Below are 12,897 nucleotides of genomic sequence, written 5' to 3'. Positions count from 1 at the left end.
CAACCCCAACCCAACCCCCACCCATGGAGACCCCATGCCCCGCGTGCTCCTCATCGAGGACGACCCTTCCGTGCGTGAAGGGGTCGAGCTCGGTCTGCGTCGGCGCGGCCACGAGGTACGGGCCGCCGCGACCGGGGAGGCCGGTCTCGCCGCGCTGGCCGAGTTCCGCCCCGACCTGCTGCTGCTGGACCTGATGCTGCCCGGCATGAACGGCGTACAGGTCTGCCGGCAGGTCCGCGACCGCAGCCAGCTGCCGATCATCATGCTCACCGCGCGCAGCGACGACTTCGACGTGGTCATCGGCCTGGAAGCCGGCGCCGACGACTACATCGTCAAGCCCGCCCGCCCCGAGGTGATCGAGGCCCGCATCCGTGCCGTACTGCGCCGCCTGGACGACAGCGGGCCGGGCCGCCCGGCCATCGAGGTGTACGGCGAACTCACCATCGACCGGGGCGGACTGACCGTCACGAAAGCCGGCCGGCCGCTCGCGCTCGCCCCCTCCGAGCTCAAGCTCCTGCTGCACCTCTCCGCCGCCCCTGAGCAGGTGTTCAGCAGGCAGCAACTGCTGGAGCACGTCTGGGACCACAGCTACCACGCCGACGCCCGACTGGTCGACGCGTGCGTCGCCCGGCTGCGCGGCAAGGTCGAGGACGAGATCGGCAGCCCCCGCTACGTGCAGACACTGCGGGGCTTCGGCTACCGCTTCGGGCCCCTGTGAGCACCGGCGAGCGGTCGCGCGCCAGGGCGTTCGGACTGCGTACGCGGCTGATGCTCGCCTTCCTGCTGGTCGCCGCCGTCAGCGCCGGCACGACGGCCGCCCTGACCTACCGCGAGGCCCGCAACGCGATCCTGCGGACCACCCAGGACACGGCCGTCACGTCGTTCCGCGAGCAGGTACAGCAGACGGCCCTCGCGCTGCCCCTGGAGGGCGGGGCGAACCTGGAGCTGGTCCTGCGCGACATCGCCCGTAAGGGCAAACCCCGCCCCTGGGTGGTGTTCGCCGAGTACGGGTCGATCCGCGCGTCCTCGGGCGAGCACCCCGTCTCCACCGTCATCACACCCGAACTGCGCAGCGCCGCGCGGGCCAACCCCCGGGGCAGCTTCGAGCGGGTCGTCAAGGACGGCGTGCCCTACCTGACCATCGCCATGCCCATGGTCTTCAAGGTGAGCCCGGACAGCACACTGCCCAGCGGGCTCGTCCTGTACGCCGTCATGCGGATGACCGACGAGCAGGTCAACGTCGACGCCCTCCTGATCGCCGCCCGGGACGGCGCCCTGCCCGGCCTCGCCGTCGCGCTGATCCCCGGTCTGATCGCGGCCCGCAGCGTCCTGCGCCCGGTACGGAAGCTGCGCGAGGCGGCCCTGAGCATGGGCAGCGGCAGGCTCGACACCCGGATTCCGGTGCGCGGCAGCGACGAACTGGCCGACCTGGCCCGTACGTTCAACGCGTCGGCGGCCCAACTGGAGCAGTCCGTACGGGAACTGCGCGACGCCGAGGAACGCGCCCGCCGCTTCGCCTCCGACGTCTCGCACGAACTGCGCACCCCCCTCGCCGGAATGCTCGCCGTCACGGAGGTCCTCGACGAGGACGCGGACGGCCTGGACGCCGACACCGCCCGCGCGGTCCGGCTGGTCAGCGCGGAGACCGGAAAGCTCGCCGTGCTCGTCGAGGACCTGATGGAGATCTCCCGCTTCGACGCCCGCGCCGCCGAGCTGAACGCCGACGAGGTCGACGTCGCCGAGGCGATCCGCAAGACCCTCCACAACCGGCACTGGACCGACGACCGGGTCCGCGTCGAACTCCCCGACGGCATCCGGGCCCGCCTCGACCCGCGCCGCTTCGACGTCGTCCTCGCCAACCTCGTCGGCAACGCCCTGCGGCACGGCGGCGCGCCCGTCACCGTATGTCTGCGCACCGAGGCCCGCTCCCCGTCCGGGCGGGTGCTGATCACCGAGGTCATGGACACCGGATCCGGTATCCGTCCCGAGGCGCTCCCGCATATCTTCGACCGCTTCTACAAGGCCGACGCGGCCCGCACCCGCTCGGCGGGCAGTGGTCTGGGGCTGGCGATCACCCTGGAGAACGTGAAGCTGCACGGCGGTACGATCCACGCCGGGAACCGCCCCGAGGGCGGTGCCGTCTTCACCGTGGAGATACCGCTGCACGCTGAGGAGGCCGGCGGATGAGGCACGCGCGAAGGCGCCGACGACGTACGTCGGTCGCCCCCGTCGCCATCGCCCTCGCGGTCGCCGCACCTCTCCTCGGGGGCTGCGGTATCCAGCCGACCGACGTCATCGAGGCGGGCGGCCCGCCCAGCTTCCAGGCGTTCCTGAACCGCGACTACGACATGCTGCTCTTCTTCCGTTCCCCGGACGGCGGGGTGGTCCCCGTGATCCGGACGACGAGCCCCTCGTACTCCTTCGGCGACGAATACACCGAGCCGGGCTCCGGCCAGAACCTCGCCAACCTGACGGGACCGGCCCGGACGGAGAAGGTCGTCCAGGAGTTGCTGGCCGGCCCGGGGACGAAAGACCGCACAGCGGGCCTGAGTACCGCCCTCCCCGCCCGCCCCGGCGGAACCGCCAAGGTGGACCCCTTCTCGGCCGGCAGGGTGACGGCCCGCCTCCCCCTCGCCCTGAAGGGCCTGAACAGCACTGCCCTACGCCAGTTGACCTGCACGATCGCCTACAGCACGACCGCCGACGGCCGGGCCGTCGTCCAACTGACGGGCCAGGACGGCACGTCGAGAACGGCCACCTGCCCCGTCGCCTCCGGCAGCACCGAAAACACACCGGCAGGGACGCCGACACCCGGGACGACCGGCTGACAACGCCCCGGCCAACCAGGTGGACGCGGCAGAACCGCGCGTCGGGCTCAACGCACCGGGAACCCGAACACGTAACCCTGCTCCTTCAGTTGGGGGAGGATCCGGCGCAGGGCCTCGACGGTCTGGGAGCGGTCGCCGCCCGCGTCGTGGAAGAGGAGCGTCGGGCCGTTGGGCAGTTCACGCTGGACGGTGGCGACGATGGCGTCCGTGCCCGGCCGCTCGAAGTCCTTGGTGTCCACGTTCCAGCCCAGCGGGCGCATACCGTGGGAGGCGGCCAGCTTGCGGCTGTACGGGGTGAAGGCCCCGCCGGGCGCGCGGTAGTACATCGGCCGTACGCCCCCGGACGCCTCGGTGATCATGCGTTCGGCGTCGAGAATCTCCTGCGACTGGTAGGCCTCGGACTTCTTGTCCATGGTGGTGTCGTGCGACACCGAGTGGTCGCACAGCCGGTGTCCGGCCGCGACCACCTGCTTCACGAGGTCCGGGTGGGCCTGCGCCTGCGTCCCCACCATGCAGAAGGTGGCCTTCACGCCGAACTCCCGCAGCACGTCCAGCATCTGGGGCGTCCACTCGGGGTCGGGGCCGTCGTCGATGGTGATGTTGACGCCGCGCGCCCCCTTGTCCGAGGCGTGCACGATGGTCACCGCGACCGGCTTGACGGCGGCAGGGGCCGCCTTGGTCGTCTTCGGCACCGAACCGCCCAGGGCACCGGCCTGCGCGGTCCACATCGAGGCGCCGGTGGCGAGCAACGTCACTCCGAGCGCAGCGCCGAGCACCTTGCTGTACCAACCACGTCCGCCGCTGTGCCGCGCCATGTCCGTCCCGCTTTCCCGCAGTTCTTCGCCGAGCTCCTATGGTCACCTCGCGACCAACTGACTTGACGACGAACAGAGGCCGGAGGATGCGTCCGTTACCGATCACGGACAATTCCGGTGAGGTTCACGGACAACGGAGGCCGCACGGCCACCGTGTCGGTGTGTACGGAGCCGGTCGCGGCCCGGTTCACCGGACGGCGACCGCGCCCGACTCCCGGCTTCACGAACCTGTTGTGCCTGCGGCCCCGCCTCGGTGGTGCTGGGGTGGTGCTGGGGTCAGGACGGGTCGCCGTACTGGAGACCGCGTCCGTTGGTGCCGATGTACACGCGGCCGTAGGTGTCGGGGTCGCCGGTGATGACGCCGCCGCCGCTGATGTTGCCCCACTGGTGGGCGTCGTCGTTGACGCGGAGCCAGGTGGCGCCCTTGTCGGTGGAGCGGAAGACTCCGGTGACGTTCTTGACGGTACCGATCAGGTACAGGGCCTGGTAGCCGGTGCCTTCCTTGGCCTTGCCGAAGCCGAGGGCGGACGCGTCGCTCACCGAGCTCAGCGTGGTGAAGGTGCGGCCGCCGTCAGTGGAGTGCAGCAGCCCCTTGTAGTTGCCGGAGAGCCACAGGTCCCCGGCGATGCCGGGCGCCGCCGCGAGCCGGCCGGAGGGCAGGTTCGTGGCGCGGGCGGTGAAGCTCGCGCCGCCGTCGGTGCTGGCGTAGAGCGTGCCGCCGGACAGCGCGTAGAACGTGCCGGCCGAGGAGCGGTCGGCGACGACCACCGCGCCGGCGCCCAGGCCGCCGACCCTCGACCAGCTCGCGCCCCTGTCGGTAGAGCGGTACGGGGCCTGGCCCTCCTCGGTCCACACGATGGCGGAGCCGTCCGCCGAGAGCGCGACCTGGCCGCTGTCGGCGCTGCCGACCGGCTCCGACGCGAAGCCCTTCCAGTTGCTGCCGCCGTCGGTGAAATCGATGTCCGTGCTGGTGATCATCAGCGGGTTCTTCAGCTGCCCGCTGGGCACCGTGGTCAGGGAGCGGGAGGTGCTGTAGTGGAAACCGCCCTGGTCACCCATGGAGGAGATGACGGTGGCGCCGCCGGGAGGGGCGATCGCGTCCTGGACAGCGGTCTCCTCCAGCCCGCGGGCCCCGTTGATCCAGTGGCTGGTGGCGCCGCTGTCGGAGGCGTTGGCGTCCTTGCTGCGCCAGATGCCGCTGCCGGTGCCGTACAGCACGTGCCCGGAGTTGAAGGGGTCGATGGCGAGGGCGGTCATCCAGTGCCCGATGCCGGTACCGAGGTAGGGAGCGCCGGAGGCGTCGCGCACCGACTTCGAGGCCAGCGCCTTCCAGTTCGCGCCGCCGTCGGTGCTCCGGTAGACCTCGTCCTGGGGCCACCAGCGGTCGAGGGTGGTGACCATCACCGTGGACGGCTTCTGCGGGTCGACGGCCAGACCGGAGAACCCGTAACTGCCCTGGGACGGCGAGATGTTCTTCCACGCCCCGTTGTTCGGCGTGTACTTCCACACCGAGCCTGCGGTCACGCCGTTGGGCCCGACGACGTTGGTGTACGTCAGGTACAGCGATCCGTCACCGGAGAACACGCCGTGCTGAGGCATCTGGCCGGTGGGCTGCCCGGAGACGGCCTGCCAGGTGCTGCCGCCGTCGGTGGAGCGGTACAGGGAGGTGGACTTGTCGGCGACGCCGACATAGACCGTGTTGCTTCCCGCCGGGCCGTACGTCACGAAGGAGATGCCCGCGCCGCTGCCCGCGCCGTCCTTGACGGGGAACGCGGAGACCTGACCCCACGTCACACCGCTGTCGGTGCTGCGCCACAGGCCGTTCTTGCGGGTGCCCAGCAGCAGGTTGCTGTGGTTGGCCGGGTCGATGACGAGCCGTTCGCCCGCTCCACGACCGTCCTCGTTGCCGCCCAGCTTGAAGGGCAGGTCGGTGCGCTTGAAGGTGCGGCCCTGGTCGGTGGAGCGCAGGATCGCGCCGTTGCCCGCCCAACTGTTGGTGTAGGTGCCCGCCCCGATGTAGAGCCGGTTGGGGTCGACGGGGTCGGTGGCCAGCGAGTCGATGCCCAGCAGGTTCCAGTCCTTGTCACCGAACTGGTCGGTCAGCGGGATCCACTGCTCGGCCGCGGCGTCCCAGCGGTAGGCGCCGCCCATGTCGGTACGCGCGTACAGCAGGCCCTTCTCGCGCGGGTTGAACACCAGCCCGTCGACGTAACCGCCGCCCACCACCTGGGCGTTCTTCCACACGTACGGTCCGGTCCCGGCCGGGGTCTGCGACCCGCCGCTCCCCGAACCCTGGGGCTGGTCCAGCTTCACCAGTTTCCACTGCTGGTTGGCGGTGCCCCTGCCGGGATACTGGATGACCTTCGCGCCGTCGGCCTTGGACGCCCTGGTGACGTCCAGGACCTGGCCGCTCCGGCGGGAGGTGAAGGTGACGGCGTCGGAACCCTTCACTCCGTCGATCCGCCACTCCTGGGCGGTGGAGGAACTGTCGGTCTGCTGCTCGGCGGCGGCAGCGCGGGCGGTCGAGCTGCCCTTGATGCCCAGCACTTTGCCGCTGTTGCGGTTCACCAGCTCGTAGTAGCCGCCCCCGGCGGGCTTCAGCTTCCACTGCTGGTTGGCGCTGTGCTGGTCGGTCCACTGCTGGATACGGGTGCCGTCGGCGGTGGAGTAGCCGTTGACGTCCAGCACCTTGCCGCTGCGCACGGACATCAGCTGGTAGTAGGCCGCCCCGTCGACCGTCGCGGCCTGCGAGTCGTCCTGTGTGAACACGAGATACGGCACGACGACGGCGGCGGGTACGCCGAACAGCAGACCTGTGGCGGTCCAGCGACGGCGGTGACGCCCCCGGCGCCCGCCGTTCGTGGGGTGATTCATGGGGGAGGTGTTCTCCTTGCGCGCGGTTCGCCAGAGGGAAATGTGGATCCCTGCCGCACCGGTGTGACCGGATCCGCTTCCTTGTGGTCACCGGCACTACAAACGGTTGCCGCGATCCGAAAACTCGACCGGCGTAACTCTTGCCGGACCCTTACCCGCACCCTGACTGAGGGCTGCGGATCCCCCGCCCGCGGTCGGCCGGTCATCCGGCCGGCCGCGGCTGTGCGACACCGTCCGGCGGATACCACAAGTGTGTTCTCCGCCTCACCCCATTTGCGCTGATTGGGGAACGCGAACGGTGCAACGTCCCTCCTTCTGTATGAAGGAAGCCGCACAGGCAATAACAGGCAGGGAAATCGGGGATCAACCGGTATGGGTCTGACCAGCGAGACGACGGTGTATGTGATGGCGGTGGTCGCCGCCGTAGGTGTGGCACTGCTGGTCTGGCTGTGGCCGCGGTTCGCCCGGCGGGGTGTGTGGCAGGTGCTGGGACGCCTGGCGGCCCTCGGGATGACCCAGGTGGTGATCGTCGCGGCGTTCGCGTGCTGGCTGAACTCGTCGTACCAGTTCTTCGGATCGTGGGGCGAACTCTTCGGCCGCGTCGAGACGGCCCCCGTCGGGGTGACACAGGGCGGCGGCGTCGGCACGATCAGCGGCATCTCCGTGAAGGGGGCGCTGGTGCAGCCGGCCTCCGACGAGCAGCTGAGCAGGGTCAGCGGACTGCCCACCGGCCCCGCCGCGGAGAACGGGCGAGTGGAGTCCGTGAAGATCATCGGACGCCGTACCGGAGTGATAGACCCGGCGTTCGTCTACCTGCCGCCCCAGTACTTCCAGAAGGCGTACAAGCGGCAGCGCTTCCCGGTGATCGTCGCGCTCAGCGGCTACCCGGGCAGCATCTTCAACCTCGCGCAGTATCTGCGGGTCTCCCAGACCGCCGGTGACCTGCAGCGGAGGGGGCAGATGCAGCCGACGATCATGGTGATGATCAGGCCCACGATCGCCCCGCCGCGCGACACCGAGTGCGTGAACGTACCGGGCGGTCCGCAGACGGAGACCTTCCTGGCCAGGGATCTGCCCGAGGCCCTGAAGTCCACCTACCGGGTCGGCCACGCCGCCAGTGCCTGGGGCGTCATGGGCTACTCCTCCGGCGGCACCTGCGCCCTTCAGCTGACGATGCGCGATCCGCACGTGTACACGACGGCCGCCGCCCTGTCGCCCGACTACAAGATCAGGGAGGACCCGACGACGGGCAGCCTCTTCGGCACCGGCCCGGACCGCGCCGACCGGATCAACGCCCACGACCTGATGTGGCGGCTGAAGCACCTGCCCGTCCCCGACGTCTCCGTCCTGGTGGCCGACAGCAAGCACGGTGAACGCGGCTATCCGCAGACGCAGGCCTTCGTCAAGGCCGTCAAGGCCCCGATGCGGGTCGTGGCGATACTCCCCGACGAGGGCAGCCACAACTTCCCGACCTGGGTACGGGAGATGCCCCCCGCCCTGACGTGGATGGGCCAGCAGCTGACGTTCCCCCAGGATGTCGTACCCCGCCACCTCAAGAAGGGCTCGGCGGCAGCCGTGCCCCCGAAGCTGAGCCACGGCCCTCTGCGCGCCGAGGGTCCGAAGCCGACACCCAGGGTCAAGACGCACAAGTGAAGGCTGCCGACCGCCCGCCGGGGAAAGCTCCCCGGCCGGGCGGTCGGCCGGTTCAGCGCAGGCCGGCGAAGAGGTCGTTCTCGGGCAGGGCCGCGCCGGTGGTGTCCTGGACCCGTACGAACGTCTCCAGGCCCATCAGCTCGCCGAACCTCTCCTTGCCCATCTTGAGGAAGAAGATGTTCTCGCCCTGACTGGCGTGCGCCGCCAGCGCGTCGAACTTCTGACCGCTGAACGCGAGGGTGTCCACCCACGTCGTGATCTCGTCGTCGGGCAGACCGATCTCGGCCAGCGCGGCGGCCTCGGCGGGGTCCGGCTCGGGCATCTCGCCACCGAACTCGCGCATGATCTCGCCGAACCGCCGCATCGCCGAACGCGGCATCGTCGTCCAGTAGACCTTCGGGGTCAGCGTGGTCATCTCCAGCGCCGCCATCGTGATGCGGTGGGCCTGTATGTGGTCGGGGTGTCCGTAGAAGCCGTTCTCGTCATAGGTGACGACCACATCGGGCTGGTAGTGCCGCATGAGCTCCGCGAGCCGGGCCGCGCCCTCCGCCACCGGGGTGTGCCAGAAGGCCGTGGGGGCGTCGTTGCTCGCCCAGCCCATCATTCCGGAGTCCGCGTAGTCGAGCATCTCCAGATCGCTGATCTTCAGGACCTCGCAGCTCGCCTCGAGCTCCTGACGGCGCATGGCGGCGACGGCCGCCGGATCGTGCCCGGGATCGCCCGGCTTGACGCCCCCCGGTCCGTCACCGCAGCCGCCGTCGGTACAGGTCACGAGAACCGTGCGGATGCCCTCCGCCGCGTACCGCGCGAGGACCCCTCCGGTGCCGGTGGCCTCGTCGTCGGGGTGGGCGTGTACTGCCATGAGAGTCAAGGGCCGGTCAGACATGGAACAGTCCTCCTGCGGAAATACGTCTCGGTCCGAGTGCGCGGCGGTCGTACCGCGATCCCGGGGCCGGGCTCCTGGCGGGCGGACGACCTCACGGCCTCCGTGTTCCCCGCCCGTACGGCACCGGTCCCCCGCTCGATGCAACCGCGCCGACCGGACCGCCTGTTCCCGGCACGACGGGTCGGTCTGCCGGAACCAGTGCTTCCGGCAGACCGACCCGCTCAGCGACCTCGTCAGTGAACCTCGTCAGTGGCTCACATCAGCGAACCCCCGGCCTCACTTGCCGTAGTACGCGTTGTGGACCCAGATCGTGGACGTGTTGCCCTTCCTGTCGATGATCTTGGCGTAGAGGGAGATGCCCTGGCCCTTCGCCGGGTTCTTCACGGTGATCTTTCCGTCCCTGACGGTGGTCCTCGTCCAGGTCCTGCCGTCGTCGTACGACACGGACACCGCCAGCGACCTGAGGTTCTGGCCCCTCGCCGCGCCCTCGACGGTGACCGGGTAGGTGACCGTCCGGCCGGCCTCGACCCTGCTGTCCAGGCCCGTCTTCGCCGCGAAGCGAATCGTGGACACCGGCAGCTCGGTCGGCAGTCCGGAGGACGGCTGCTTCGAGCGGAACGTCCAGCGCGCGTCCACCCGGGTGGAGGCGGCCTGGACCTGGGCGCTTCGCGTGGCCGACGTGGTCAGGGTGTACGCGGCCTCGCCGGCCGGGACCTTGAACACGGCGGCGCCGGTGAGCGCGTCGGTGTTCGACCCGAACCTGCGGCCGTTGCGGTACAGCGTCGTCCGCGCCGAGGTGAGGTCCGACCGCGCTTCCTGCCCCTGGCCGTCGGCGAAGAGCGGGAGCCGGCCGGAGATGCCGTCGTCGCCGTGGAAGACGCCGAGCAGCTCGGGAACCACGTGCGGCGCGAACACCGCCGTGCTGAACGTCTTCCGGTAGGTCCTGCCGGCGGTGAGCTGCTGGTAGTCACCGGAGTCGGAGTCGGACTCCACGATCGGCGCGCCGTCCGCGTCCAGTTTCCCCGAGTACTGCTGGAAGCCGAAATACCAGTCGGCGTCGTCGCCCGTCGACAGGTACAGCGTCCGGGTGGTGGGCAGCTTCTGGGTCACGGGCGTGTGGAAGCCGTTGCCGACGTTCACGCCGACGGTCAGGGCGAGCACCCCGGTCTTCCCGGGCGTCGAGGCGCCCAGACCGGCGCGCACCGTGGCGAAGTCGCTCGCCTTGTAGTGCTGGACGCGCCTGCCGACGAGCGTCTTCACCTCGCTGCCGCTGACGGTGTCGTACTCGGCGCCGTTGCCCCTGGTCCACTGCCCGGACCAGATCTGCGTCAGGCCGGAGGGCATCCGGGGACCGAGGTGCGCGAGACGGATGTCGGAGAAGGTGGGCATCACGATGCCGTTCGCCACGTTCGCGGGCACATGCTTGTACAGCACCATGGCCTGAAGCGGCTTGGCGTTCTTGTCCGGCACGGTGATGTCGGACGAACGGGTCTTGTTCAGGTCGAGCGTGATCGTCGTGTTCCTGCGGATGTCCAGCACGGGCTGGGACAGCCAGTCGACGCCGCCCTCGGTCGAGTCCGGGTCCTTCATGCTGGCCGAGTCCAGGATGTACGGGCCCTTGCGGACACGGAAGGTGACGGTGTCGTCGGTGGTCACGTTCGAGTAGCCGGGGATGCCCCGCACGGCCACCGCCAGGCTGGTGAAGTGGACCGGGTGCTGCCCGGGACGGTTGACGAACTTCAGCGTCACGTCGTACGCCTCCGTCTCCCGCTCGACTCCCAGCGCCGTACGGACGGTCTGGCCGCCGCCACCCGTGGCCGTCACGAACGCCGTGTACCCGCCGTTGAGCGTGCCGCCCAGCCTGGTGTTGACGGTGACGTCCACGGACGACGTGCCACCGGCGGGGACGGTGACCTTCTTCGCGCCGAGGGTGAAGAAGCCCGCCGGGGCGCTGTCGCCACGGGGGCCGCGGGCCGTGGTCGACAGGTTCAGCGTGACGTCCGTGGTGCCCAGGTTGCGGTACGTCAGCTTCCTGGTGACCGGGGTGTCGTCGGTGTGCGGCCACAACTGGACCGGGAAGCTCACCGAGGCGGGCTCGGCGACCACGTTCTGGCCGATCGCCCTGTCGACCTGGATGCGGCCCGAACCCTCCGCGTACGGCGCCTCGCCGCCGCCCTTCGCCGAGCCCATGAGCGCGGCCTTCAGCTCGCGGAACCTCCAGTCGGGATGCCGCTGCTTGAGGAGGGCGGCGGCGCCCGCGACATGCGGGGTCGCCATGGACGTACCCGAGATCGTCAGATAGCCGGGCGGGTTCTCGCCGACCTCCTTGGGGATCGCGCTGTCCTTGGCCGCCGCCGCCGTGATGTCCACGCCGGGCGCGGTCACATCCGGTTTGAGGGTGCCGTCGGCGGTGGGGCCGAGGCTGGAGAAGTCCGCGAGATCGTCCGAGCCGTCGACGGCTCCGACGGTGAGCGCGTCGGCGGCGCTGCCGGGGGAGTCGATGGTCTTGGGACCGTCCCTGCCCTCGTTGCCCGCCGCGATGGCGAAGAGGGTGCCCTTCGTCTCGGACAGCCTGTTGACGGTGGCTTCCAACGGGTCGACGCCCGGGGTGTCGGCGCCGCCCAGGCTGAGGTTGACGACGTCGGCGCCCTGGTCGGCGGCCCACTCCATGGCCGCGATGATGCCGGAGTCCTCGCCCTCGCCCTTGTCGTTGAGGACCTTGCCGATCAGGAGCCTCGCTCCGGGGGCCACCCCCTTGTACTTGCCGCCGGACTTCGCGCCGGTGCCGGCGATGGTGGACGCGACGTGCGTGCCGTGGCCCTGCCGGTCGCCCGTGGTGGTGGCCGTACTGAAGTTCTTGGCGGCGATCACCTGGCCCTGGAGGTCGGGGTGGCCGGCGTCGAGGCCCGTGTCCAGGACGGCGACCTTGACGCCCTTGCCGTCGTAGCCCTTGGCCCAGACCTTGGGCGCGCCGATCTGCGGCACGGACTTGTCCAGGCTGGCCTTGCGGACGCCGTCGAGCCAGACATGGGAGATGCCCGGGGCGAGGGTGTCACCGTTGGTGAGGGCGTCCCACAGCTTCGGGGTGTCCTTGGTGGGCGTCTGGAGGGCGTCCATGTCCAGGGCCTTGAAGGTCCGGTGGACCATGCCCGAGTCCCTGACCTCGGCCTTCAGGGTGCGTGCCGTGCCCCTGTAGTCGACGATGACCTTCGTGGCGCCCTGCTGGTTCCTCCGGGCGGCCGCCGTGTTGAGCGCGGTGACGTCGAACAGTCGCTGGTCGAGCCTGCCGCTCGCGACCATCCGGGCGACGTCCGTCGGTATGACGTGGGTGTGGCCGTCGATCTTCCGTATCTGCACGGGGATCCGCTCGCGGCCCGGGGCCCGGTCCATGCCGACGACATCGCCCTTGGCGTTGAGGAGGACATGGTCACCGGTGACGAGGGTGACACGGTGCGTGCCGACGGATGCCTTGGCGAGCGCGGGCGTGGCGTGCACGGGCGTGGCCTGTGCCGTCGTGCCGATCAGCCCGGTGGCGAGGACCGCCGCCACCGTCGCCGCGGCGGTGCCCACGCACGCTGCCTTCGTTTTTCTGCGCAAGTTTCCCCCAGGAGTGGTGTGCCGGTGGGTGCCGGGTGCCTTTGGTCGGAGCGACAGTAGGAAGGCGGAGGCACAACGGTTCGTCGGCTGTACGGCGATGACGTATCGAAGTCGATGACGCGTCGCCGGGCAGCTGTTACATGCGCAGGTCAGAGGGCCGATCGCGGGTAACAGCGGGCTGGGAACGGCCTCTTGTCCCGAGGGTCACCGCCGTCTCGGAACGGCCCGCAGCGGCCCGCCGTAC

8 protein-coding genes are annotated in these 12,897 nt (G+C 70.2%); 4 read left to right on the top strand and 4 right to left on the bottom strand.

All coding sequences use genetic code 11. The annotated features are described in order from the left end of the window. The first annotated feature begins 34 nt into the window (after positions 1-34). Genes ADL01_RS40250 through ADL01_RS40240 form a run of 3 tightly spaced genes read left to right on the top strand, consistent with a single transcriptional unit; the run spans position 35 to position 2,828 of the window. Positions 35-718, top strand: coding sequence for a response regulator transcription factor (locus ADL01_RS40250; RefSeq protein ID WP_053747056.1), 684 nt, complete (start codon positions 35-37; stop codon positions 716-718). Positions 719-768: 50 nt separating this feature from the next. Further along, positions 769-2,187: a sensor histidine kinase gene (locus tag ADL01_RS40245; protein ID WP_053747060.1), complete on the top strand. Its 1,419-nt coding sequence runs from the start codon at positions 769-771 to the stop codon at positions 2,185-2,187. Next, complete coding sequence (locus tag ADL01_RS40240; protein WP_053747055.1) at positions 2,184-2,828, top strand: hypothetical protein; 645 nt, start codon at positions 2,184-2,186, stop codon at positions 2,826-2,828. The genes ADL01_RS40245 and ADL01_RS40240 overlap by 4 nt, the downstream gene beginning before the upstream one ends. Positions 2,829-2,875: 47 nt before the next feature. On the opposite strand, the gene ADL01_RS40235 is transcribed toward ADL01_RS40240, so the two are convergent. Further along, positions 2,876-3,643, bottom strand: a complete 768-nt coding sequence (locus tag ADL01_RS40235; protein WP_053747054.1) for a polysaccharide deacetylase family protein — start codon at positions 3,641-3,643, stop codon at positions 2,876-2,878. 276 nt (positions 3,644-3,919) lie between these two features. Continuing rightward, complete coding sequence (locus tag ADL01_RS40230) at positions 3,920-6,517, bottom strand: RICIN domain-containing protein (protein WP_053747053.1); 2,598 nt, start codon at positions 6,515-6,517, stop codon at positions 3,920-3,922. Between the two features lie 372 nt (positions 6,518-6,889). Here ADL01_RS40230 and ADL01_RS40225 point away from each other — a divergent pair, with 372 nt between their 5' ends. Beyond that, positions 6,890-8,170 (top strand): alpha/beta hydrolase, encoded by a 1,281-nt coding sequence (locus tag ADL01_RS40225; protein ID WP_053747052.1) that lies wholly within the window; start codon positions 6,890-6,892, stop codon positions 8,168-8,170. Between the two features lie 52 nt (positions 8,171-8,222). On the opposite strand, the gene ADL01_RS40220 is transcribed toward ADL01_RS40225, so the two are convergent. Both ADL01_RS40220 and ADL01_RS40215 read right to left on the bottom strand, forming a co-directional pair. Continuing rightward, positions 8,223-9,056 (bottom strand): PIG-L family deacetylase, encoded by an 834-nt coding sequence (locus ADL01_RS40220; protein ID WP_053747051.1) that lies wholly within the window; start codon positions 9,054-9,056, stop codon positions 8,223-8,225. A 276-nt stretch (positions 9,057-9,332) separates the two neighbouring features. Beyond that, positions 9,333-12,626: a S8 family serine peptidase gene (locus ADL01_RS40215; RefSeq protein ID WP_324614658.1), complete on the bottom strand. Its 3,294-nt coding sequence runs from the start codon at positions 12,624-12,626 to the stop codon at positions 9,333-9,335. Between the last annotated feature and the right edge of the window lie 271 nt (positions 12,627-12,897).

The organism is Streptomyces sp. NRRL WC-3618 (assembly GCF_001280005.1).
Classification (GTDB): Bacteria; Actinomycetota; Actinomycetes; order Streptomycetales; family Streptomycetaceae; genus Streptomyces.
This window is presented reverse-complemented; position numbering and strand designations above follow the sequence as displayed.

What these genes read in the sequence shown, in the direction of transcription:
- ADL01_RS40250 (WP_053747056.1), top strand. Translation starts at nt 35, where the DNA reads ATGCCCCGCGTGCTCCTCATCGAGGACGACCCTTCCGTGCGTGAAGGG.
- ADL01_RS40245 (WP_053747060.1), top strand. Translation starts at nt 769, where the DNA reads ATGCTCGCCTTCCTGCTGGTCGCCGCCGTCAGCGCCGGCACGACGGCC.
- ADL01_RS40240 (WP_053747055.1), top strand. Translation starts at nt 2,184, where the DNA reads ATGAGGCACGCGCGAAGGCGCCGACGACGTACGTCGGTCGCCCCCGTC.
- ADL01_RS40235 (WP_053747054.1), bottom strand. Translation starts at nt 3,643, where the DNA reads ATGGCGCGGCACAGCGGCGGACGTGGTTGGTACAGCAAGGTGCTCGGC.
- ADL01_RS40230 (WP_053747053.1), bottom strand. Translation starts at nt 6,517, where the DNA reads ATGAATCACCCCACGAACGGCGGGCGCCGGGGGCGTCACCGCCGTCGC.
- ADL01_RS40225 (WP_053747052.1), top strand. Translation starts at nt 6,890, where the DNA reads ATGGGTCTGACCAGCGAGACGACGGTGTATGTGATGGCGGTGGTCGCC.
- ADL01_RS40220 (WP_053747051.1), bottom strand. Translation starts at nt 9,056, where the DNA reads ATGTCTGACCGGCCCTTGACTCTCATGGCAGTACACGCCCACCCCGAC.